Raw genomic sequence first — 23,070 nt, 5'->3', positions numbered from 1 at the left:
AACACCTGCTAAACGTGATATTGAAATTTTAACTTTGAATGATTCTTCTATTTTTATAGATTATTTTTATTCCTTAATAAAAAAAGAATTAATTTCTGATGATTTTACAAAAGGATTAAATGATAAAATTTTTGATTTAGATTATTTAAAAATTTGTTTACCTAATTCAAAAGATATAGAAAATTATGATGAATTATCTACTACTATTAAAATTTATAATGAAAAAGTTAACCAATTAGAAAAACAACATAAATTTAATCAAATTACTGAATCTTATTATAGGAAATGTTATTTAAAATTATGTGTTTTATTTAAGGAAATTTCTAAAAATATTTATAAAGTAAATAAAAAGATAATGGTTATGAAACTCGTTTAAAAGGGTTTAATTATTTTATGTTTGAACCTTTGGAACGAATTAAATGTTATAAAAAACATTTAAAAGAAAAAAAAGAAGAAAGGTATTTGTCATTAAGTGATGATGATTTGGAATTTGATTATTCTTTAAAAAAACAATTAAAAGAAAATAAATTGCAATAAATTAAACCAAAATCAAAAATTTTAAGGCATTATCGAGATTCTTCACAAAATGCTAAGGATAAACTTTTATATAATTTTAAAGATTCTAAAAGAATATCTTTTATTACTTTGACAGCTCTTTGTGATGATTTACAAGGTAAAACTATAAAATATACTCATGAACCTCATATTATGGGGCAAGTAAGGGAACGTTTTATTCGTTTAGTGAGAAAAAATTATTTATCAAGTTTATTTCAACAATTCTCTAAAAAAGAGTTGGTTTATTCTAAAATGCAAGATTTTCGATATTTTTGGTCTTTGGAAACTACTAAATTAGGAGTTATTCATTACCATATTATTTTTAATATTGATGTTTTAAATTCTTTTGGCGTATACTCACGTTATTTGTGTACTGATAAAGATTATGCTTTTTTGTGTTTGAAAAACCGACCTATTAAAGGGAATAAGAGTATTTTTTATGATGATTATTTAATGCATAAAATAGATGAAAAAGGTAATATTAAAATACCTCAAAATTATTACGAGAAAAATAATGTTAAAGTGCCAAAAATTACTTTGCTTTGGGCTAATGCTTATGCATATGTTATGAATAAAAATAATATAAAATATTATAAACATTTAAATCCCATTAGTCAAAATATACAAATTTTTAGACCATCAAAAAAAATCTTTTATTTGAAAAAATTGAAATTAGTAAATGTAAAGCTTTTTATAAAGGTACTTTTGATAAAAAAGATTATGTCAATAAAATTGTTTCATATGTTAGTAAATATTTTTCTAAAAATGATAAACTAATTGAAACAAATTCTAATAAAGGAATTGATTTTTATAGTCGTCATTTGTTTGGATTTTCTCGTACATGTTTACTTGTCCGCAAAAATCTTTTTTGGCATTATTTCCTTATGATATAATTAAAGAAATAGAATTAAGTCCATTTCCAATTGTTAATTTTAACTTTTCTAATATATTTGATTGGAATATTAAACAAAGAGTTAATGGAAGAAATATTAAAATTCCACATAATTTAACTTTGTTGTGTAAATCTTATATGAATTCAGATCAATTTCAAAATTCTAATTATTTTAGTTTAAATTTATCTGGTATTCAACCAAAAAATCATTTTCTTAATAAGAATTTTAAAAAATATTTTAAGTTACAAAAACTTAAATTAAAACTTAAAAAAGATTATGAAAAAAAAGATATAGATATTAAAATATTGAAAAAAATTGAATGTCAATATTGGTATAGATATCTTGAAAATAATTATATTCAAAGTTTAATTTGATTTTCAATATTTTTAATTAATTTTGCTGTCCTAATTATTGGACGGCTTTTTTTGTTGTAAAAAAAACAAATAAAATTATCAAATAAAATATAAAAACTTTAAAAACTTTAAAAACTTTAAAAACTTTAAAAACTTTAAATTATTGAAATTAGTAATGTTATAATATAGGTAATAAGAAAAAGATTTTTTTTAAAAGAAACAATATTTTGAAAAAAACTCAGTAATCGCCTACAAAAAACCCTTGAAAAAGAACCACGCAAAGACTTTATGAAATTCTTAGTTAAAAATATCTGTAAAAACCCAATTTCTGATGATGCACTAAATTATCTCACCCAAAATTTTAATGATGCAATTGAAAATGACATTATGAAGCGTTCTAATCGTACCATCGAAACACTTGTTAATGATGCTTGTATTAATATGTGTAGAAACAAACACACACAAATTGAAGTTCAAGGCTTAAAATAAGTTTGTTTATCAGTTTTAGGTTTTATCCCACAATAAAATAATATATATAATAATTTATAAAGCATTACAACAAAGAAATATTAATAAAAATTAAGTATATTTTTATCTATTTTGCGATATAATAATTTTACATAGTATTTAATACTATTACAATTATAAAAAACAAAATAAGAGATAATTGTATAATTAAAATAAATAATAGCAATTTTTTCAAGTTGGAATTATTTATAATTGCCATATTAGAAAAGAGTTTTTTTACAAAGTGAATAATTTAGAACAACCCAAGCATTTTTTGTTGGCTAAGGTGTGCTTGTTGTTATTGGCATTATGGATTTTTATTGTATTATTAGGAAATATAATTACAGTTTGGGCAAATAATCCATTAAAAGAAAATTTAGCTACTGGAGTTATAGAAAAAAGAAAATATTTAGAAGAAAGCACGCAAGATAATAAATTAGTTGATTGGCAAAATCCTGATACTTATGATGCAATTTATGATACCAACGGAAATCAAATAGCACAAAGACATTACAAATTAGAAAGTACGCAAGATAATAAAGTAGTTGATTGGACGCATTATAATGTTTGGGATGCTACTTATGATAAAAATGGTAGACAAACATCTAAAAGATATTTTTTAGCTCAAAGCGCCGAAAATAATAAATTAGTTGATTGGCAAAATCCTGATACTTGGGATGCTACTTATGATAAAAATGGTAGACAAACATCTAAAAGATATTTTTTAGCTCAAAGCACCGAAAATAATAAATTAGTTAATTGCAAACATCATGATACTTGGGATAAAACCTATGATAAAAATGGTAATCAATTATTAGAAAGGCATTATTTGCAAGGAAGTACTGAAAAAGATAAATTAGTGGATTTTAAAAATGATGATACTTGGGATGCTACTTATGATGCAAACCAAAAGCAAACTTCTAAAAGACATTATTTAGAAACAAGTACCGAAAATAATAAAGTAGTTGATTGGCAACATTATGATACTTGGGATGCTACTTATGATAAAAATGGTAGACAAACATCCCAAATACATTATTTAGAAACAAGTACCGAAAATAATAAAGTAGTTGATTGGCAACATCGTTATACTTGGGGCAAAAGTAGTAATGTAGAACCAACATTGCCTCTTACAAATGTTTTAGTGGATAAAAATACTCAAAAAAATAAAGTTTATTTGCCCCACACCAATAATAAAGTAGCTTATGTGGGTGATTTACAATCTCAAACTTATGACACACACATTTACAATATAAAAATATTTGCCTATATATTATTTATTTTGTTGTTGGCTGTTTTTATTATTGCAATTTATCTTTATATAAAAAAAATTGAAAAAAATAATTAATTGAATACCAAATTAGTTTTAATTGTTTCATTTATAAAGGAAAAACCAACTTAAAAGTTGGTTTTTTGAATATTAATTGATTAATATTTGGGGTTAGAACAAATTATATTAAAGTTTTTATTTTTTGGGGCAATTGGTCTAAACGTAATTTATTTTTGAATTTATGATGGAAATATATGATAAAAATAGCTAAAAAAATGAAAAAACTTAAGATAAATAGCCAATAATCTTTTTGGCTGGGAAAAGCAATAATGTCGTTCCAATAAGTATTGATGGTTTTTTGGGTGGTTTGGTCGTATTTGTAAACTTCATCGTTAACTTTGAATTCTATTTGGGGAATTCCTGGAGAAGTTTCTAATCCAACATAAGGAGAATTATATTTAGTAAAAGCTAAATTGTTTTTGTAATTTTCTTTTTGTCTTAAAAAATTGATGAACTTATAAGCTAGGGTTTTTTTGCTTCCTTTAGGCATTACCAAAGCATCAACCCAAACGTTGGTTCCTTCTGTAGGTGAAAAATAATCTAGATTATTATTTTGTTCTTTTAAAAAATTAGCATCTCCTGAATAAGCAATAACTATATCATAGTATTCGTTATTTTTATTTTTCATGCGGTCCATTAATTGGTCGTTTATAAAAGTTAAGTTAGGTTTTTGTTCTTTTAGTTCTAAGAGCCATTTTTTGGCTTCATTTAATTCATCTGGGGAAGGGTTTGCAATTTTTCCTTCAGTAGCTTTTAGACCTACCATTAAACCGTCGCGAGCGTTATTGCATAAAGCTACTTTTAAATTGGTGTCTTTTAAATATTTAAAACCTTTATTTTGATCTTTGAGTTCATTAATTTGATCTTGAGTTATTTTGTTTTTATTATAAAGAATAACTACTTTGCCCCAAAAATAAGGAACGGCGTAATTGTTAAATTCAGAAGGGAGTTTGTCTTGGAGGTCTTTGTTTAATTCATAATAATGTTTATCATCTTTTATTAATTCACCATCATCTATTGTTTCTAACATTTTGCTTTGTCTTAATTGATCAATTGCATATTCACTTAAAATAGCTAGATCATATTGGTTTTTACTTTTAATTTTGGTAACTGCAAGTTCGTTAGAAGAAAAAAGAACTTGTTTAACTTTGATGTGAGTTTCTTTTTCAAACTTTTCAATAATGCTAGGTTCTAAGTATTCGCCCCAATTAAATAATGTTAATGTTTGTTCTTCTTGGTGTTGGGGAAGTATATTTTTGTTTTTAAGATTAAGAATAATAAGAATAACAAAAGTTGTTGTTAAAATGAAAAGCAATGTTGTTGCTACAGTTTTAATTGTCTTTTTCATTTGGTATTAAATTCGTTTTCATTGGTGTTTGTCTTTGTGCTTGTTTTTGTGTTAGTGGTTGTGGTTTTGTTTGTAGTTATTGTTGTAGCTCCATTTGTACTTTCATTTTCATTGTTATTTGCCTCTGCTTCTATTTTGGCATTTTTCCTTTGGTTTTGTTTTTGGTTGTTGTATTTGATGAAATTAAGGATAATTTTAGAACTAGCAATAATAATTAAAATAGTAGATAAAGCATTTACAGTTGGGTTAATAGTTCCTTTGAGGCTGTAGATATAAGCAGAAATATTTTGGCATTCAGAACCACCTACAAAATAAGAAATCATAAAGTCATCAAAAGAAAGACTAAAAGCAAGAGTGGCTCCTAAAAGCATAGCTCCTTTAAGTTGAGGTAGTATTACTTTGGTTAAAGCTTTGAGTGGGGTTGCTCCTAAATCATAGGCTGCTTCTAAAGAATGAGGGTCAAGATTTATTACTTTAGGATAGACAGTAATAACTACAAAAGGAGTGCAAAAAGATATGTGGGCTAAAAGCATTTTCCAAAAACCAGATTCCAAACCCATAAAACCAAAGACAACAAATAATGCTAAAGCAGTAATAATTTCAGGAATAACAATAGAAAAATTACTTACATTAAGAACAATGTTGCGCCATTTTTTGTTAAGACTTTGAGCAAGACTAATGGCTGCAAAAGTACCTAAAAAAGTAGAAATTAAAGTAGTTAGGCAAGCAATGTATAAAGTTATTTTGATAGCAGTTTTAACTGTTTGGTCAGTCCAAAGTTTAGAATACCATTGAAAACTAAAACCTTGCCAATTAACTAAAGATGCAATTCTGCCTTCGCTTTTGTTAAAAGAAAAAATAATTAAAGATAAAATAGGAATATAAATAAAGCTTAACACTAAAATGATATATAAGGTGTTAGTAATGGTTTTTTTGGGTTTTTTTGGGATTTTGTTAGAAGCAGTTTGGGGGGATTTTGCCCCAGATAATTTAATTGACATCTTTGCTTTCTCCTAAACTTAATTTTTTAAACATTTGAAAAATCAAAAACATTGTTAAAGAAAGATGAATAGCAATTGCACAAGCTTGTTTGATTTCGCCACTTAATAAAGCTTTGTTTTCGATTAATTCAGCAATAGTAATTTGGGTAGTTGCTCCGAGATAACGTGGAGCTACAATATTAGTTGCTGTTTGTAAAAAGACAAGACAAATGCCTGCAAGTACTCCTGAAAGTGATAAGGGCCAAATAATTTTTTGCAATATTTGCCATTCGTTTGCTCCTAGATCTTTGGATGCTTGAATAAGTTGGGGATTTATTTTGATAATTGCAGTGTAGATAGGCAAAAACATAAATGGTAAAAATAAATAAATAAGCCCTACAATCATAGCAAAATTAGTTTCTAAAAGATTGATATTAAAAGTTTTTTGTAATAAATGAAATATTTGGACTAATGCTTGGATTTTGATAATCATATTAATCCACATAGTGCCATTGATGAGAATAACAAGAAAGTTTTGCCATTTCATTTTGAGGCGAGAAATCATATAGGCTAGAGGATAGACAATGATAAAGACACAAAAAGTAACAATAATAGAAATTGCAATTGATCTAGCAAGGACGTATAAAAATGATTGATTGGATAAAAATTCTTGATGGTGTTGTAAAGTAAAACGGGTTGAAAAAAATGCGTTTTGTTGGTTAGTATCTTGAAAAGAATCAAATAAAATAAAACCCATAGGTAAAATAATTAATCCTAATAAAATAATATAATAAGGCGAAATTAATAGTCTGTATAGTTTTTGATTGTCCTTGCAAGTATAGGTTTTTTTCATTACCAAATCTCCATTACATGAATATCTTCAGGATTAAAAGTAATATCTACTTGTTTGTTTAATTCAACATGGTCAGTAGTATGAATAGTGTAGGTTCTTTGGGCAGTTTTAACATCAATTTCCCAGTGAACGCCTTTAAAAATAATTGATTGTACTATACCTGTAATTAAGCCTTTTCCTTGGGAGACAATATCAATGTCTTCGGGACGAATAACAATATCTACATTTTCTTCTTTGCGAAAACCCTTATCTACACAATTAAAAGTTTGATTGTCAAAATGAACTAAAAAATCATCTTTCATCACTCCTTTAATTAAGTTGGATTCTCCTACAAATTGAGCTACAAAACGATTAGCAGGTTCGTTGTAAATATCTTCAGGACTTCCTATTTGTTGAATTTCGCCATGATTCATGACAACTACTTTATCGCTCATAGTAAATGCTTCTTCTTGGTCGTGAGTGACAAATAAAAAAGTAATTCCTGAGTTTTTTTGGATTTCTTTAAGTTCGTATTGCATTTCTTGTTTTAATTTTAAATCTAGATTAGATAAAGGCTCATCAAGTAATAAAACTTGGGGTTTGTTAATTAAAGCTCTTGCAATTGCTACTCGTTGTTGTTGTCCGCCTGATAATTGTTCAATGGTTCTTTTTTCAAGTCCTTGTAAACCCATAATTTTAAGGTATTTTAATACTTCTTTTTGGATTTGTTCTTCTTGCTCTTTCTTGTTTATTTTTTTGCATTTAAGAGCAGTTTGTTTTGCTTCAAAATCTTTGGTTAAAGTTTCAATTTGATTGTTAAAGTTATGTTTAATTTGGGTAGTTTTTTCTTGTGTTAAATCTTTGGTTAATTCTTGATGAAAAGTTTTTGATAAATTGGCTTTGTTAGTTTGATAATGAGTTTTATTAAGAGCTAAATTAGCTTTAATCTTGGAGTTAAAATCTTTTAAACGTAAGCCAAAAGCTACATTTTCAAAGACATTTAAATGAGGGAATAAAGCGTATTTTTGAAAAACAGTATTAATTGGCCTTTTGTGAGCAGCTACATTTAAAATGCTTTTTTCTTGAAATAAAACCTCTCCGCTACTAGGGTTTTCAAAACCGCCTAAAATACGTAAAATAGTAGTTTTTCCACAACCTGAAGGACCTAATAAAGTGACAAATTCATTTTGTTTAATTTCTAAATTTATGCCTCTTAAAATTAATTGATTGTCAAATACTTTGGTTAAATCTTTTAAAATAATTAATGTTTTCATGGTTTGATACCTATCTTTTTTGGAGAAATAAAGTTTATAATTTATAAGTTTAAGTTGTAAATTGTTGTTTAATTAGCAATTATCAAATTTAAAAAAATAGTCGATAAACTAAATGTAATAAGTTAGTCAATAAAATAATTATAAAGCAAAATAATCAATTTATAACAAAATAAAAAAGGAGTAATTAAAATTACAACAATAAACAATCAAAAAGGACCAAAATCTCTTAATATTTCAAATTTATTTATTGCTAATTTTAGCTTATCATAAAATTAATAAATTGCAATCATAAAAAGTGCTTTTTTGCTGATATTGTTATAATATCTATAAATTTTGTTAAAATAAATGTGTTAAGAAAATTATAGTAAAATGATTTTTTGCAAATATTGATTCAAATAATTAAAAATTGTTGGATAAATGCTTATAAAGATTCTTATTATGTTTATTTTTTGGTATTTGTCAATTTGTTTATTTTCATTAAAATTTTATGTTGGAATTTTTTTATCATTTCAAATTAATTTACTAAAAAAATGCACTAAAAAAATAAACCCAATTAAACTAACTAATTAATATATAAAAATATAAAGGAAGGTATATTATGAAATGGGAACCGCAAAGATTTGAATATCCTGAACCAGATAATCAACCGCAAAATCCGCCAAATTATCCAATTCCGCCCAAAAAACCTCAAAATTATTTTGCAATTGCTACTAATGTAAGTACTATTATTGTAAATATTATGGTGATTTTCTTTCTGTTTGTTTTAATTAAAGGATCTGAAAATTTTTCTAAGACTATGGGAAAAGACACCCAAGAAGATACTATTTGGGCACAAGAAAAAGAATACAGACCCAAAGGCAATCTTAATATTGATAGCTTTTTTGGATATGATGAAGCCAAAGATGAGTTAAGAGAATATATTTCAGCAGTAAATGATGATGCAAATGAAATGAACCCTTTGCCTCGTAAAGATTTACCAAGAGGAGTTTTATTGTACGGTCCTCCAGGAACAGGAAAAACTTATTTAGCTAAATGTTTAGTGGGTTCTGTTAAAGGTAAAGCTCCTTTTTTTGTTACTACTGGCTCTGATTTTGTCGAAAAATATATAGGAGTTGGAGCAGCTCGTGTAAGAGGATTGTTTAAAGTAGCTCAAGAAACTGCCAAACAACGTGGACAGAGTTATTATTTTATTTTTATTGATGAAATTGATGCTATTGGAGCTGAAAGAAGCAAAGAAAAAAGCGCTCAAGAACATTCAGGTACTCTTAATGCTTTGTTAACTCAACTTGATGGAGTAGATTCAGATGAAAAAACTCCGCAAGCTATTGTTATTGGAGCAACTAATCGTAAAGATTTTTTAGATGATGCCTTAATTAGAGAAGGGCGTTTAGGGAAGCACATTTATTTAGGCACTCCAGATTTAAAAACAACCCAAGCCTTACTTATAGCTTTTATGAAACGCGAAAACATTGAAAAAACAAATTATCCTTCAGATGATGAATTAAAACAAGTGGCAAAAACTTTGCACGGATCTAAATTTACTCCTGCAGATATTAATTCTTTAGTGAAAGAAGCTAAAAAGATAGCCTCCAAAGATACTAATTCCCCAAACAAAATTAAACCTTTGCATATCTATGATGCTATGGATTTAATTTTAATGGGTCCTGAATTAAAACAAAGTATTTCTAAAGCAGATAAAAAAAGAGTTATTAATCATGAATTAGGACATGCCATAGTAGCTCATGCTCTAGGGTTTGATGTGCATCGTGTAACTGCTAAACCAAGAGGGCAAGCAGGAGGATATACTATCTTTTTTTCTGCTAGTAATGAAGGCGAACAAGCCGATCAACTTTTAACTAAACAAGATTTATTAAAACAAATGATTACTGCTTTGGCAAGACGTGCAGCTGAAGAAGTATTTGAAACTAGTGTTAGTGTTGGTTGTTGTTATGATTTGAAAAAGATGCGTACTATTGCTACTAAAATGGTAAAAGAGTTTGGAATGTCATTAGGTTCGGAAAGTATGGATTTTAGTTTGGATAATGATGCTCAAGCTAAAGAAATTAATGCAATTATTCAAGCTAGTTATAATGCAGCTAAAGAAATTATTGAAAAATATAAAGAAGATCCAAATGATAAAGATAACAAAACTCCTAATTTACAATGGAAACATTTAAGTGAAAAACTTGCTACACAAAATTTAGGAAAAGATGCTTTTGTTGCTGAAGAAAGTAAATATTTTTATACAACAACAATTTCAATTGATGAAGTTCAAGAAACACAATCAAATAAGAAAAAAGAATACAAAATAAAATTAGAAGATAAAAAATTTACTCAAAGACCTGAAGAAACTTCAACTCCACAACCAACTTCCCCTAGTGATAATAATCAATAATTACATTACAAAAAACAAATCTTTTATATACTTTTTTACAATTTAATACCCTAATAAACCCGTCTTAATTGATGGGTTTTTTATTTTGTTTACTTTATATTTTTTATTTTTTTATATCCCTTAAAACTGCATAATTAATTAATATTTGCAAAAAGACAAAAATTATTGTATAATATCTAGTAATAAATACTTTGATGATTTGTAGAAATAACAATAATCATTTATTTTAAAAACAATTTCAAAAATATTTATCTTTTTTGATACATTTATCATAATTATGACAATAAAACCGCCAAACAATCGCTTATATGATATTAAAAAGCTTTAGGGAGCAATAAATTGCGTAAAAACATTAAATTCAAAATCTTTTTATCAATGATTAATTATCGATTATACGGTCTTATAAATTAATTATTAGATAATTATATAAATTCATTTGTTTAGTAAGTAATTATTTATAATTATGATACTTTTTTAATAAAGCCCAAAAGCCATTTATCAATTGGCTATTTTTATAACATTTATTTATAATATCAATTTATTTTATTTAATTTTTTTATTTTAATGTTGATTTTCATTATTTGCATTTTTTTACTTATTTTGGGAAAGCTAAATATTTATTCATTTATTATTTCATTTCACAATCTTTTTTATATTTACAACTGTTTTATTTTTAATTTATTAGATTTTTAATTATTTTTTATATTTTTTCCTAACTTACTTTTTTGTTTATTTTTCCAATTTTTCATTTTGCCTATTTTAGTTTTATTTTAAAAACTATTTAACAAAACCATTTATTTGTTGTCGTTGTTATGCTATTTTTTTTATCTATAAATAAATACCAACCCAAAAACACAAGAAAAAAAGAAAGCCAACATAGCAATATAGCAAAAAGAAAATTATTAATAGTTATTTAAAATGATTGTATATTTAAAAATATAAAGATATTTTCAAAACATAAAAAAACATATAAAACCGTATAAAAGGAGATAATTAACTTGACTTATGATTAGCGATATTAGTTATATTTGTTTTTAATAAGGTAAAATCTTTTTTGTCGAAAGTAAGGCAATATTTAATTAAAAATAAGGTATTTTGGTATTTTAATTATTTTTTGGTAGCTGTTTGTATTTTTTTTGTTATTGTGGTTGCATATTAAAGTTTTTGCTAAGAAACATTCCAATCCTAATGCTCTTAAAGGAGGTATTTTTGTAGGAATGGGTCCTGTTTGTGTGCAATCTGATGAAGGATGCTTCGGGTTCAGATAGTCATCTTACTTTAGAAGATGAACATTTAACTGGATTTGAAGTTTTGTTATTGAAAGAAATTGCCAAACAACAAGGTAAAGAATTAGAATTAACAATTAATACTTTTGCAGGATTATTAGGCGATATTGAAACAGGTAAAGCCGATATAACTGCTTCATGTCTTGCTATTACTGAGGATAGAAAAGCCAAAGTGGATTTTAGTATTGCATATAATGTTCCTATGAATGGATTTGTAGTAAGAAGGGACAATAAAGATTTTGAATCTAATCTTTTTGCACACAATGCAAGAGTCAAAGATAAAGATTTATTTGCTCACTTAGACAATTTATATGAAAATGCCAAAAAGGAAGGCAAAGAAAAATCATTTACTTTTATAGCTGTTACTGCTAGTGCTACTGATACAGTTTTTAGGTAAAGGTTATATTAAAAAATTATTAAACAATAGAGATATTATCAAAAAAGAAACTTCTTCAGATGATATTGGACCTAATTTAGAATTTATTAGAAATAATAAAGCAGATATTTTTGTAGTTGATGATGTAATAGCATATTATAATACTGAAGGAGACAAAGATTTAAAGTATTTTATTCTTGATTCAACTGATCCTCAATTGCAATCAGGTCCTAATGGTGTAGGAGTTGTTGTTAAAAAAGGTGATACCAAAAGACAAAAAGAAGTTAATGATGCTTTGAGGAAAATATTTAATTTAGAATATGTAAAAGACAAAGATGGAAAAGATACAGATGTTATTTAAGATCTTAAATATATTCTTACAAGATTGCATGAATTAAAGAAAGAGAAAAGAACAAAGGACCAAGAAATTAGATACAAAGATTCAAAAGGCAAAAATACAAGAAAACCAGAAGAAGAAAAAGAATTTAGTACTTTATTTAAAGTTTTAGATAAATTTATTCTTGTAAATCTACAAAAAATTTATGAAGCCCAAGAAAGATTTGATGCATTAAAAGAGATTAAATTAGAATTTGATACTTTGGAAAAATGTTTAGACGGCAAAAGACAAGAAATAAAAGAAGAACACGACCAATTAAAAAATAAAAAGGCATATAATTCTAAAACTCAAAAAAACAATCAAAACTTAAACCAAAGAACCCAAGAAGAAGAACAAAAATTTAGAGTTTTAAAAAAAATGTGCCTTTGCTTTTGAAGATGATACAGAAAAAGAAAAAATCATAGCCGCACACATTTCATTAAAAAATCAATTTGAAGAAATAAAATTAGAATTTGATACTTTGGAACAATGTTTAGACAAAGACCAAACCAAATTACAAAATGTTAAAGATAGATACACAAAATTACAAGAAAAAAACACAAGAACCCAAGAAGAAGAAAAAGAATTTAATAATTTAGAAACAACTACAAGAAGTAGCAAAGAACAAGACAATACAAAAGAAACAAGCGAAATAATTCGTTTAGAAAAAAACTTAATAGCATTAGAGACAAATTAAAAGAATTTGAAGATAGAGTTTATAATGCCACTTATAAAATGAGAAATATTAAAAATTTAGGTTTGTGGCAAAAAATGTGTTATAATTTCCCATCTTATAAAAAAGGGTTATATAATACCTTATTAATTAGTATTGATTGCTTATTAATAGGTTTTTTATTAACTTTATTTTTAGTAGGCACAAAGACTAAAGTAACAAATACAAGAACTAATAACACTTTTGTAAAAGCGTGTTATAAAATGATTTCTAAATGTGTTGATACTTATATTTGGTTATTAAAAGGAGTGCCAATTGCAGCTCAAGCAATGTTAGTATGGTTTTCTACTAGTTTGTGGTGGCCTAGTAAAGGCCTTATGCTTGATTTATTTCCTGATGGATTTCCCCAAATTAACCAAATACATGCTGCATTATTTGTAATTACTCTTAATGCTGGTGCAAGTCTTACTATGATTTTAATGCAAAATATTAAATTTGTTGATAAAGGACAAATTGAGGCTGCTTTTTCTTTGGGAATGACTCAAAGACAAACTTTTTACAATATTATTTTTCCGCAAGCATTAAAAAAATCAGTTCCTTTTGTCATAACTCAATTTATTACCAATATTAAAGATTGTACCTTTTTGCTTTTATTGGGCTTGTTGAAATGGGCTGGATTGCTAACCGAAATATGGGAATTACTGCTGATGTCATAACTCCTTTTGTCCTTCTTTCCATAATTTATTTGGTTTTAATTCAGTGTAATAATACTTTGGCTAAATATTTAGAAAAAAAATTAAACCCTTCTTTTAGACCTGCGATTAGTGTTTAAATTTTTAAATGATGATAAAATAATTATAAATTAAATATAATATTTAATAATATTAAAATTACAAGTTGCAAAACAACTATTCTTATCATTACAAAATTGAGATTTTTGTCAATTTTCAAAAAATAGACTCGCTTTTTATTGGGTCTTCATTATTTGAGTCAAAATTGTAACAAATAAACAAATAGTAATTACGCACTTTATTGAGGTTTTTACTACATAAATAATTTCTTTTGTCAACTTTAAGGCAAAAATGCGTTTTTAAAAATTATTTTTTTAGTATAATATAGGTATATTAGATAATATTTAGTATTTTGATTGGGTGTTTAAATTTTTAAATCAAAAATAATGATTCAAATCAAAAGCAATAATTCAGCTTATTTTAAAAACCAAATTAATACTAACAATAATATTAAAATTAACTTGTAAAAAAGTTATAATCTAGATTTTAATATCAATTCTAAATCTAAAACTGAATATTTGCAAAAAATTTATTTTTTACAACCCGCCTCAAAATCAATTTCTTTGGCAAAAAAATATAAGCCAAGTTTAAAAATTATAAATAATTCAAAAAACTGTTTTACCCCAAAGTCAATTATTTTTTCAATTATTTATGATTTTGAAAATTATTAAAAATATTTATCAATAAAAAATTGCTTTTGGAGATTTTCATATCCAATAAAAAATGCAATATTTGAAAAAACCAAAGAAAACTGAAAAAATATTTTTTGTTAATGATTTAAAATTATTATCAAATTGCCCAAAACCATCAATAATCCACCTAATATTTTTTATTATATTTCTTTTCTTTTTCCTTTCTGGATAATATTTTTAATTATTCAAAATTTGATTTTGACTCTTATAAAATACTTTTAACCTAATAAATAACATTTTTGCTACAATAAGATACAAGCAAGTTTCCTAAAAGTTTTCGCGCATTTGTTGCAAGTCTTTTATTGCATTTAATTTATTGAATTGCAATTGCTGTTTGATTTTTATTTTGGGCATTTTGCAATTAAGTCTTTTATTGATAAATTAAATAAATGCGGCATTATCGTATCCCAATCCCGCTTTTGCAAAAACATCTAAATTGACAAAACGAAAAAATATTTACTAAATAATTCAACAATGCCAACAACAACCAAGAACCAAACCTAAATATATTTTTCAATGCTCAATTCCGGATTTGCAATCCCAATTCAATCCCAATTTTTATTTTTTTAATTTTCAAAACATTTCAAGAAATTATTTTCATCTTTAATTATGAATAATTTCCAAATTACAAACTGGAGGTTCCAAGTGAATGACATTAAATTTTTTGCTTTAGGAGGGCTGGGCGAAAGTGGAAAAAATTTTTACGTCTTGCAAATTAACGAATCTTATTTTTTACTTGATGCTGGACTAAAATATCCCAATACCGCTCTTTATGGCATCGATTCTATGATTGCTGATTATTACAAATTACAAGATATCAAAGACAAGATTAAAGGCGTTTTTTTATCATCAGCTTTTGAAACCAATTTGGGTGCCTTGCCTTACTTGATGAAAGATTTTGATATCCCTGTTTATGCTTCTTATTTTACGATGCAAGTTCTAAAAGCACATTTTCAAAGTCATAAAATTAATTACCGCAATTTTAATCTACAAATCGTTAAAAGCGATGAAAGACTTATTTTTGATGATGTGGCAGTGGCTTTTTTTGCTACATCGCAATTGATTCCTGAAACATTGGGAATGGTTTTTCAAACTAAACGAGGTAGCATCGTTTACTCTGGCGACCTTAAATTATTGCATTCTAAAAATAAATTTTTTCAAACTAATTTTACAAGATTAGCTCAATTAGCACAACCCAAAGTACTTGCCTTTTTGCCTTCTTGTCGTGGGGCTTTTAGCACATCTGCGCATAATAATGATGCATCGAGTTTTGAGCACAAATTGAATAACTATTTTAGCAATCATTTGCTTAAATTCGAAGGTATTATTGTTATTCCTTCTTTGATGCCTGATTTGTTAAAAATTCAATCCATAGTGGATTTGGCATGTAGACTTAATTTTAAAATAACTTTTTTAGGTAGAAAAAGTGAAAAAATTATTGATATTGCTTTGAAAAAAGGTTTTTTAAAAGTGCCTTCCTTCAATTTAGTGGAATTAAAAACACTAGAAGACTCCAAAAAACATCCAAAATTAGTTGTCTTTGTGCTAGGTAAACATTTTGAATCTTTGTTTCATTTGCAAAAAATGTGTCAAAAAACAGACACTTTAATTCATTTAACGCCCCAAGATTTAGTGTTGTTAATGTCCAAAGAAATGGCAGGAATTGCCAAAATGCAATCTCAAACCCTAGATCTTTTGTCACGCCACAATATTCAAGCCCATGTTTTGGTAAAAGACCTAGACGCTTGTTCCAATGATTATGAAAAAACCCTCAAATTGATGCTTAATTTTGTAAAACCTCAATACATTATTCCTGTTATGGGTGAATATCGTCATCAATATCAAGTGCAAAAAATTGCCCAAAGTTTAGGATTCAAACTCAACCAAACTTTCTTGTTAGAAAATGGCAGCATTTGGCATTGTGACCCACAAAAAGATGCCTTTGTCGAATCTAATACTGGCGTTCTTACAGAAATTTTAATTGATGGTACTCCCGTTATTGGTGGGCAAGATTTTATTATGAAAGACCGTGAACTTTTAGCAGCGGATGGAGTTGTAATTGTTGTTGCCAATGTTAATGCTAAACACAAAAAAATAGTAGGTGCTCCACAATTAGTAAGTAAAGGCTTTTTGGCAGATTCTGAAACTAGTCATATTTTTCCTAAGTTAAAAGCTATTTTTGATGAAAAAAGTGAAATTTTTTTGAAAAAAAAGTATCTTAAATGGAATGATTTCAAAAAAAATATTAGAGAATCATTAGTTAAATTTTTATTCAAAGAAACTAAAAAAAGACCTATTGTTATTCCTATTTTCATTAGTGTTAAAAGTGAATAAAACGAATAATAAATACAAATAAATACGATACAAAATAATAAGAAAGTTGTCAAAAAACAATAATTCAATATAAAAAAGTTAATTTATTGTTGTTTTGCCTTCCTTTTGTGTTTTGCTCTTTTGTTTTTCCAATTTGACCAATCTGACAATTTATTTTTGTATTTTTCATTTTTGCACTACTTCACCCCAAATAAACCCTAATTACAACCAACTAACATCTATTTTTAATACTAATTTCTTTTGATATTTTAATTATATTTCAAATATTTTTCATTACCAAAAAAAACCTTTATATGACAAATAATTGGCATCCCTAAAGCAAATTAAAGGAGAATGATGTGAAAATAAAAGTTGCAACCACTTCTACTAGTTGTCTCGATTATTACTCGCATTCTTGTGATATTGACATTTTTAGAATCAAAATTTTAATCGACGATCAAGAATATATTGATGGTAAAACCATGAAATACGATCAATTTTATCAAATGTTTAAAAACAACCCTGATTTTATGCCTAAAACTTCGCAAGTATCGATTGGCGAAATGGTAGTTTATTTTGAAAAGTTAGCTTTACAAGGTTATCAAAAAGTTTTTGTAACTACGCTATCTTCTGCTTTAAGCGGCACTTATAATGCTATTATTCAAGCAGGAAAAATGGTATCAGATAAAATTGAGGTACACTGTTATGACACTAAAACTGTCTGTTTTTGTGAAGGTTTTTTTGCCCTAGAAGCTTATCGTTTATTTGCAGAAGGCAAATCCCTAGAACAAGTTGTTAAGCATTTAGATTTCATTAAAGAAAATAATACCATTTTTTTTATGACCAAAAAGCTTACACAATTAATTAAAAATGGACGTTTAGTGGGAGTAAAAAGTTTTTTGGGGCGCCTTTTGAGAATAAATCCCATTTTGCAAGTTCAACAAGATGGCAAAATTGCCTTAATTAAAAAGACTTTAAGTTCCCACAAAGCACTTTTAGCCATAACTTCTAAAATCAAAGAATATACTCAAAATCATGATTATCAAATCCATTTAATTTTTACAGGGCACCCTGAATTAAAAAACGAGTTTCAACAAGTTTTAGAAACCCAATTAGGCTTAAAAAATTTAGTACAAATCCCTTTAACTCCTGTTGTTGGGTGTCATGTAGGAGACAGCGCTATTGGAGTAGGAATTATTAGAAACCCTAAATTTCAAAAATAGTACCATTTTCCATTATTATAGTTTTTGCAAAATTGAAAAATAGTATAAATATTAATTCTTGCTCCTTAATTCTTGCAAAATGTATTTTTTGGGTTCCTGTACGACTGTATTTCTACACCAAAATATGGCAATAATACATATTTTGCAAATATTTGTCATAAAACAATTTTATTATTTGACTTTTTGGCTAAATGTTGGTATAATAATTATTGGTTAAATTTAAAAAAACTTTTGAATAACTTATTTTATTTTGATGCCACTTTAAGAGATTATTTTTATTTGTGCTTTATGATTTATTCCAAGGTATAAATAAAAAATATTAGGCCCGTTGGAGAAACGGTTAACTCACATGCCTTTCACGCATGCATTCACGGGTTCAAATCCCGTACGGGTCACCAATTTGATAAAAAAGCACCCATAGCTCAATTGGATAGAGCATCTGACTACGGATCAGAAGGCTAGGGGTTCAAATCCTCTTGGGTGTGCCATTAAAACATCATAAATGCAATTAACGGGAAGTAGCTTAGCTTGGTATAGCGCCTGGTTTGGGACCAGGAGGTCGCGGGTTCAAATCCTGCCTTCCCGACCATTCCTTAATTAACTATCTATGCGGGCGTCGTATAATGGCCATTACCTTAGCCTTCCAAGCTAAAGACGTGGGTTCGATTCCCATCGCCCGCTCCATTTATTATTCCCCATAATAAATATAAAATAAAACTATAAACTAAAAAGTTAAACCGCTTATTGATGAGATAAGCGGTTTAACTTTTATTATATATTAACACAACAAAAAAAGCTGCAACAAATTGTTACAACTTTTCTTTCAAACTATTAAATTATTTTTTTAGTCTTAAAAAAATCATACATGCGGTCTTCATCAATATGAGGGCTTACAAAATTAGCAATATTTTTTAAATCTTCTATTTTGGTATTTCCCATAGTAATTGCCACATCAGCTAATTTAAGCATTTCAAAGTCGTTGGGACCGTCTCCCATACAAATTAATTGATGATCGGGATAAAGAGCCTTAATTTGCTTAATTCCGTATGATTTGTCTATTTTTTGATACATTATATCAACAAAACCACTATCCCAAAAGTAAGCTTTTAATTGGGGCATATCTTTTAAAAATTGTTGTATCTTTTCTTTATCGTTTTCTTTTTCATGTAATAATACCATTTGATAAACTTTTTGTTGCTCAAAAAAAGCATCATTTAGAACTAGTTTTTGTTCCCCTTTAAAACTGCTAATATTGTTGAGTGTTTGGTCGTTTTGTAAATCTATGGCAAAAATTTGGTCCAAGGTAAAAAGAGTTAAAGCAACTCCATTTGTAGCAGCTGCTTTTTTTACTTGCATAACATCTTTTTGGTCAAAACAAACCTCATTAAGGACTTTTTCTTCTTGCGTCTTTTGTGCTTGCATTGTAAGAGCGCCGTTGCACAAAACTAAATATTTAAATAAAGGTCTTAATTCTTTTAAAACTCCTAATCTAGCATAACTTCTGCCTGTAGCAATTCCTAAAACTACATTAGGACCTTGTGAAAGCTCTTTGATTAACGCTTTTGTCTGAGGCAAAATAGCTTTATTTTTATTACTTCTTAAAGTGCCGTCAATATCAAAAAAAATTAGTTTTTTCATAAACTTTATTACCTATTTTCTTTATGAATATAATTTATAATGTCTTTTTTGCTAAAAATATCAATTTTATACAATAATTAATTACAATTATTGCTTATATTATACTATAATATAGGTAGTAATAATCGTTAAAATAGGAAACCTTAACAGTTTTTTATTGATTTTAATGAGATTTAAAGGAGAATAATTTTTATGAATAATTTAGACCCAAAGATTAATAACTATAATTCCGATGTTTCTTTCTTTGCTTTGGGAGGGCTTGGCGAAGTTGGGAAAAACATGTATGTTTTTGAAATTCACAAGCAAATTTTTATTGTAGATTCAGGGATTTTGTTTTCAGATGATTTTTTGTTAGGAGTCAATTACGTCATTCCCGATTATGATTATTTATTGAAAAACGAATCGCGTATTGTAGGGCTTTTTGTTACTCACGGACATGAAGATCATATTGGAGGCATTCCTTATTTGCTTAAAAAAGTGCGTATTCCTAAAATTTTTGTCTCAGGGATTGCATATTATTTGTTAGAACATAAATTAGCAGAGCATAAAGAAATTGGCGCCCTGCCCAAAATAGAAAAATACAGCCATGATACCAAATACGAATTTGGCCATCAAGTAAATGTGTCTTTCATCAGACTTAACCACTCTATTCCTGACACTTTTGGGATCGTTTTTAACACCAAATACGGCAATATTTTTTATACTGGGGATTTTAAAATTGATTATACTCCAGTAGGTCCAGAAGCGCAATATGATAAATTAATCAAAATTAAACAAGAAGGCGTTTTGTGCCTGCTTTCTGATTCTACTAATGCCGAGCAATCTGGGTTGGTCCAATCCGAAAGTACTATTGGGGCTTCCATTAATGAACTTTTTGTAAATATTGCAGACCGCATCATTATTGTTACTTTTGCTTCTAATTTTTACCGCATCAAACAAATTGTAGAAGCTGCTATTCAGACTAAAAGAAAAGTTGCAGTGTTTGGGCGCAGTATGGAAAAAGCTTTGGAAATTGGCAAAAAACATGGCTATCTTAACATTCCTGAAGGCACCCTTGTCACAAGTAATAACATTCACAAATATCGCGATATTATCTTGCTTTGCACCGGCTCACAAGGAGAGCCCTTAGCAGCTTTAAGCAGAATTGCTAACAACACTCACAGACAAATTAAGTTAAGTCCCAAAGATACTATCATTTTTTCTTCTTCTCCCATTCCTGGCAACCAAGAAAACATTAATAAAATTTTTGATTTACTTTTCAAAAAAAATGTCAACGTCATCACTCACGGACCTTTAATTAACACTCACGTATCAGGACACGGTAACCCAAATGACCTGAAATTGATGCTTTCGCTTACCAAGCCTAAATATTTTATTCCAGTTCACGGCGAACATCGCATGTTAATTGCACACAAAAATTTAGCTCTAGAATGTGGTATTCCAGAAAGTAATATTTTTATTTTGGAAAACGGACAAATGGTAAACTTAGCTCCTGAAAAAGCTGCCATTACCCAAAAAATGAATGTAGGCAACGTCTTTATCGATGCTTCTGGAATAGACGATGTGGGCAATGCCATCCTAAAAGAACGTCGTAGTCTGAGTGAAAAAGGCTTATTTTCTGTTGTTATGAGTATTGATTTAAAAAGAAAAAAAGTCCTTAATTTACCAACAATTGTTTCTCGTGGCTTTATTTATATGAAAGATAATCAAGAAATGATTAAACAAATTTCTTATGATATTAAAAATAGTATTGAAACTGCTATTAAACAAGATGAAGTGCAAAAAGAGACTTTAAACAAAATTATCGTTGATTATCTTGCCTCTAAAATATACGGAATTACTTTGAGAAATCCAATTATTATTCCTATTATTTTGACAGTTTAAAAGCAGTTTATAGCATTTTTTCATTATTTTTTTATTTCCATTATTTTAAAAAACCATTTTCAAAACCATTTGATTTTTTACAATGATATCTTTTTTTGCAAATAGTGCACCAAATTCATTTTATTATTTATCGAATTATTTTTTATTCCAAATTTATTTCGATTTTTATATTAACATCGTTTTTAATATTAAAATTTTTTATTGAACCACAATAAATAACTTTTTTAAAAAATAAAACGGTCTTTTTTTTAAATATTTTGGGATCATTTTAATAACTTTTTACCCTTTTTATTCTTTTTTCTTTTCTTGCATTGATTTTCTTTTTCTTGCCTTGCTTTTCCTTTTGTTTTTCCTTTTAGGATATGCATATGTTGCATTAAAAAACATTTTGCCTTTGGATTAAAAATATTTTTCAAAATTAAACCATTATTTAACTAAAAATAAAAAACCTTCTACATTTTATAACTCAAATTAATTATAATTTAAAATTTTTAATAGCACTATTACATTTTAAAAATAAAATATAATATTTTTAATATATGAATATCGCATTTTTGCACGCCAAAATTCATTCATTAATTTATTTTATCAAAGGAGAATTACATAAATAATTATGGTAATTGTTTATACGAGTTTTAGTTGTGTTTCTTGTAAAAAAGTTAAAAAATGGTTAAAAGCTCATGGGGTAAGATACGAAGAGCGTAATTTGTTAAATTATAAAATGCAACCACAAGATCTGGATTTAATTTTAAAAAATTGTGATTATGGGTTTGATGATATTATTTCGCGACGTTCCAAAATTTTTAAAGAAAAACAAATAGATTTGGAAACTATCAACACCGATAACATCAAAAAAATTATTATTGAAAATCCTGAAATTTTAAAAAGACCTATCATTATTAAAGATCAAAAAATTTAAATTGGGTATAATGAAGAAGAAATTCGTATTTTTATTCCCAAAAAAACTGCGTTATTACTTGATGGAAAATAATGTTAATTTTTATAAAGATAAAGAAAATAATCAATATGAAACAGTATTGCAAAACTTTTTTAAAAACCATAAATAATGAAGAGCAATATTTTTGTTGCAAAAAGTCTCTTATCATTTGCAAAGTGTCTTTTATCATAAACAAACTCAAGTTAAAAAACAATATTTGCCCTTCCCATTTATAAATTGGCTATTTATAAAAGATGTAATTAAAAAAATAAACTAAGTTGCAAGTTGCAAGACTTTCAAAAAGCAATTTTAATCAAAAATAATTTTCAATTCAAAGTTAGAATGTTTTTCAAATATTCTAATTTTTTTTATATAAATTGCAAATATTAGCTTGTTATTTTATCTTTTTTCAGT

At 26.9% G+C, this 23,070-nt stretch carries 23 protein-coding genes and 4 tRNA genes; 22 read left to right on the top strand and 5 right to left on the bottom strand.

Annotation, left to right across the window (positions count from 1 at the left end; all coding sequences use genetic code 11):
• Positions 1-34 precede the first annotated feature (34 nt).
• From HGD80_RS04850 to HGD80_RS02075, 6 genes are all read left to right on the top strand, one after another.
• Complete coding sequence (locus tag HGD80_RS04850) at positions 35-376, top strand: hypothetical protein (protein ID WP_225904425.1); 342 nt, start codon at positions 35-37, stop codon at positions 374-376.
• 17 nt (positions 377-393) lie between these two features.
• Complete coding sequence (locus HGD80_RS04845; RefSeq protein ID WP_225904424.1) at positions 394-537, top strand: hypothetical protein; 144 nt, start codon at positions 394-396, stop codon at positions 535-537.
• A 108-nt stretch (positions 538-645) separates the two neighbouring features.
• Positions 646-1,332 (top strand): hypothetical protein, encoded by a 687-nt coding sequence (locus tag HGD80_RS04840; RefSeq protein ID WP_225904423.1) that lies wholly within the window; start codon positions 646-648, stop codon positions 1,330-1,332.
• Between the two features lie 64 nt (positions 1,333-1,396).
• Positions 1,397-1,822, top strand: coding sequence for a hypothetical protein (locus HGD80_RS04835; protein ID WP_225904422.1), 426 nt, complete (start codon positions 1,397-1,399; stop codon positions 1,820-1,822).
• Between the two features lie 267 nt (positions 1,823-2,089).
• On the top strand, positions 2,090-2,290 hold the full coding sequence (locus HGD80_RS02080; protein WP_219475478.1) for a hypothetical protein: 201 nt from the start codon (positions 2,090-2,092) through the stop codon (positions 2,288-2,290).
• Between the two features lie 313 nt (positions 2,291-2,603).
• Positions 2,604-3,656 (top strand): hypothetical protein, encoded by a 1,053-nt coding sequence (locus tag HGD80_RS02075; protein ID WP_219475476.1) that lies wholly within the window; start codon positions 2,604-2,606, stop codon positions 3,654-3,656.
• 103 nt (positions 3,657-3,759) lie between these two features.
• On the opposite strand, the gene HGD80_RS02070 is transcribed toward HGD80_RS02075, so the two are convergent.
• From HGD80_RS02070 to HGD80_RS02055, 4 genes are read right to left on the bottom strand one after another with little or no spacing between them, the layout of a single operon-like run.
• On the bottom strand, positions 3,760-4,986 hold the full coding sequence (locus tag HGD80_RS02070; RefSeq protein WP_219475474.1) for an ABC transporter substrate-binding protein: 1,227 nt from the start codon (positions 4,984-4,986) through the stop codon (positions 3,760-3,762).
• A complete protein-coding gene (locus HGD80_RS02065) occupies positions 4,983-5,987 on the bottom strand; it encodes an ABC transporter permease (RefSeq protein WP_219475473.1) in 1,005 nt (334 codons plus the stop codon). The genes HGD80_RS02070 and HGD80_RS02065 overlap by 4 nt, the downstream gene beginning before the upstream one ends.
• Positions 5,977-6,825, bottom strand: coding sequence for an ABC transporter permease (locus HGD80_RS02060; protein ID WP_219475471.1), 849 nt, complete (start codon positions 6,823-6,825; stop codon positions 5,977-5,979). The genes HGD80_RS02065 and HGD80_RS02060 overlap by 11 nt, the downstream gene beginning before the upstream one ends.
• Positions 6,819-8,072 (bottom strand): ABC transporter ATP-binding protein, encoded by a 1,254-nt coding sequence (locus tag HGD80_RS02055; protein ID WP_219475469.1) that lies wholly within the window; start codon positions 8,070-8,072, stop codon positions 6,819-6,821. The genes HGD80_RS02060 and HGD80_RS02055 overlap by 7 nt, the downstream gene beginning before the upstream one ends.
• Before the next feature lie 598 nt (positions 8,073-8,670).
• Here HGD80_RS02055 and HGD80_RS02050 point away from each other — a divergent pair.
• The 13 genes from HGD80_RS02050 (at position 8,671) to HGD80_RS01995 (ending at position 18,881) form a co-directional block, all read left to right on the top strand.
• The gene (locus HGD80_RS02050; protein ID WP_219475467.1) at positions 8,671-10,467 is read left to right on the top strand and encodes an AAA family ATPase; all 1,797 of its coding nucleotides are present in this window, start codon (positions 8,671-8,673) and stop codon (positions 10,465-10,467) included.
• Positions 10,468-11,603: 1,136 nt separating this feature from the next.
• Positions 11,604-11,735: a hypothetical protein gene (locus HGD80_RS05405; protein WP_264081099.1), complete on the top strand. Its 132-nt coding sequence runs from the start codon at positions 11,604-11,606 to the stop codon at positions 11,733-11,735.
• Positions 11,710-12,150 (top strand): substrate-binding periplasmic protein, encoded by a 441-nt coding sequence (locus tag HGD80_RS05400; protein WP_219475466.1) that lies wholly within the window; start codon positions 11,710-11,712, stop codon positions 12,148-12,150. Before HGD80_RS05405 ends, HGD80_RS05400 begins: the two co-directional genes overlap by 26 nt.
• Positions 12,125-12,490, top strand: a complete 366-nt coding sequence (locus tag HGD80_RS05395; protein WP_219475464.1) for a transporter substrate-binding domain-containing protein — start codon at positions 12,125-12,127, stop codon at positions 12,488-12,490. The genes HGD80_RS05400 and HGD80_RS05395 overlap by 26 nt, the downstream gene beginning before the upstream one ends.
• A 24-nt stretch (positions 12,491-12,514) precedes the next feature.
• Positions 12,515-12,901, top strand: coding sequence for a hypothetical protein (locus tag HGD80_RS02035; protein ID WP_219475462.1), 387 nt, complete (start codon positions 12,515-12,517; stop codon positions 12,899-12,901).
• Positions 12,902-12,986: 85 nt separating this feature from the next.
• On the top strand, positions 12,987-13,202 hold the full coding sequence (locus HGD80_RS02030) for a hypothetical protein (protein ID WP_219475459.1): 216 nt from the start codon (positions 12,987-12,989) through the stop codon (positions 13,200-13,202).
• A gap of 38 nt (positions 13,203-13,240) precedes the next feature.
• Complete coding sequence (locus HGD80_RS02025; RefSeq protein ID WP_219475457.1) at positions 13,241-13,894, top strand: ABC transporter permease subunit; 654 nt, start codon at positions 13,241-13,243, stop codon at positions 13,892-13,894.
• A gap of 1,376 nt (positions 13,895-15,270) precedes the next feature.
• Positions 15,271-16,995 carry a ribonuclease J gene (locus tag HGD80_RS02020; protein ID WP_219475454.1) on the top strand — a complete coding sequence of 575 codons (1,725 nt, stop codon included), beginning with the start codon at positions 15,271-15,273 and terminating at the stop codon, positions 16,993-16,995.
• A gap of 338 nt (positions 16,996-17,333) precedes the next feature.
• Complete coding sequence (locus HGD80_RS02015; RefSeq protein WP_219475452.1) at positions 17,334-18,197, top strand: DegV family protein; 864 nt, start codon at positions 17,334-17,336, stop codon at positions 18,195-18,197.
• A 322-nt stretch (positions 18,198-18,519) separates the two neighbouring features.
• Positions 18,520-18,595: transfer RNA gene (locus HGD80_RS02010), tRNA-Glu, on the top strand.
• A 13-nt stretch (positions 18,596-18,608) separates the two neighbouring features.
• A tRNA-Arg gene (locus tag HGD80_RS02005) sits at positions 18,609-18,685 on the top strand.
• Between the two features lie 24 nt (positions 18,686-18,709).
• Positions 18,710-18,786 (top strand) — tRNA-Pro (locus HGD80_RS02000).
• Positions 18,787-18,806: 20 nt separating this feature from the next.
• Positions 18,807-18,881: transfer RNA gene (locus HGD80_RS01995), tRNA-Gly, on the top strand.
• Positions 18,882-19,028: 147 nt separating this feature from the next.
• On the opposite strand, the gene HGD80_RS01990 is transcribed toward HGD80_RS01995, so the two are convergent.
• Complete coding sequence (locus HGD80_RS01990; protein WP_219475449.1) at positions 19,029-19,835, bottom strand: HAD-IIB family hydrolase; 807 nt, start codon at positions 19,833-19,835, stop codon at positions 19,029-19,031.
• Positions 19,836-20,027: 192 nt separating this feature from the next.
• Here HGD80_RS01990 and HGD80_RS01985 point away from each other — a divergent pair, with 192 nt between their 5' ends.
• The 3 genes from HGD80_RS01985 (at position 20,028) to HGD80_RS04825 (ending at position 22,786) form a co-directional block, all read left to right on the top strand.
• Complete coding sequence (locus HGD80_RS01985) at positions 20,028-21,719, top strand: ribonuclease J (protein ID WP_219475446.1); 1,692 nt, start codon at positions 20,028-20,030, stop codon at positions 21,717-21,719.
• A 613-nt stretch (positions 21,720-22,332) separates the two neighbouring features.
• Positions 22,333-22,638, top strand: a complete 306-nt coding sequence (locus HGD80_RS01980; protein WP_225904421.1) for a Spx/MgsR family RNA polymerase-binding regulatory protein — start codon at positions 22,333-22,335, stop codon at positions 22,636-22,638.
• A gap of 10 nt (positions 22,639-22,648) precedes the next feature.
• On the top strand, positions 22,649-22,786 hold the full coding sequence (locus HGD80_RS04825) for a hypothetical protein (RefSeq protein WP_225904420.1): 138 nt from the start codon (positions 22,649-22,651) through the stop codon (positions 22,784-22,786).
• Positions 22,787-23,070 lie beyond the last annotated feature (284 nt).

Source organism: Paulownia witches'-broom phytoplasma, assembly GCF_019396865.1.
Classification (GTDB): Bacteria; Bacillota_I; Bacilli_A; order Acholeplasmatales; family Acholeplasmataceae; genus Phytoplasma; species Phytoplasma asteris.
Note: the sequence above shows the minus strand (reverse complement) of the source record. Positions and strands in the feature narration are given on the sequence as shown.

Bases quoted from the DNA above. Each gene is read 5' to 3' on its own strand.
- HGD80_RS04845 (WP_225904424.1), top strand. From the start codon at position 394: ATGTTTGAACCTTTGGAACGAATTAAATGTTATAAAAAACATTTAAAA.
- HGD80_RS04835 (WP_225904422.1), top strand. From the start codon at position 1,397: ATGTTTACTTGTCCGCAAAAATCTTTTTTGGCATTATTTCCTTATGAT.
- HGD80_RS02080 (WP_219475478.1), top strand. From the start codon at position 2,090: ATGAAATTCTTAGTTAAAAATATCTGTAAAAACCCAATTTCTGATGAT.
- HGD80_RS02070 (WP_219475474.1), bottom strand. From the start codon at position 4,986: ATGAAAAAGACAATTAAAACTGTAGCAACAACATTGCTTTTCATTTTA.
- HGD80_RS02065 (WP_219475473.1), bottom strand. From the start codon at position 5,987: ATGTCAATTAAATTATCTGGGGCAAAATCCCCCCAAACTGCTTCTAAC.
- HGD80_RS02055 (WP_219475469.1), bottom strand. From the start codon at position 8,072: ATGAAAACATTAATTATTTTAAAAGATTTAACCAAAGTATTTGACAAT.
- HGD80_RS02050 (WP_219475467.1), top strand. From the start codon at position 8,671: ATGAAATGGGAACCGCAAAGATTTGAATATCCTGAACCAGATAATCAA.
- HGD80_RS05400 (WP_219475466.1), top strand. From the start codon at position 11,710: ATGAAGGATGCTTCGGGTTCAGATAGTCATCTTACTTTAGAAGATGAA.
- HGD80_RS02025 (WP_219475457.1), top strand. From the start codon at position 13,241: ATGAGAAATATTAAAAATTTAGGTTTGTGGCAAAAAATGTGTTATAAT.
- HGD80_RS02020 (WP_219475454.1), top strand. From the start codon at position 15,271: ATGAATAATTTCCAAATTACAAACTGGAGGTTCCAAGTGAATGACATT.
- HGD80_RS01990 (WP_219475449.1), bottom strand. From the start codon at position 19,835: ATGAAAAAACTAATTTTTTTTGATATTGACGGCACTTTAAGAAGTAAT.
- HGD80_RS01985 (WP_219475446.1), top strand. From the start codon at position 20,028: ATGAATAATTTAGACCCAAAGATTAATAACTATAATTCCGATGTTTCT.
- HGD80_RS01980 (WP_225904421.1), top strand. From the start codon at position 22,333: ATGGTAATTGTTTATACGAGTTTTAGTTGTGTTTCTTGTAAAAAAGTT.
- HGD80_RS04825 (WP_225904420.1), top strand. From the start codon at position 22,649: ATGAAGAAGAAATTCGTATTTTTATTCCCAAAAAAACTGCGTTATTAC.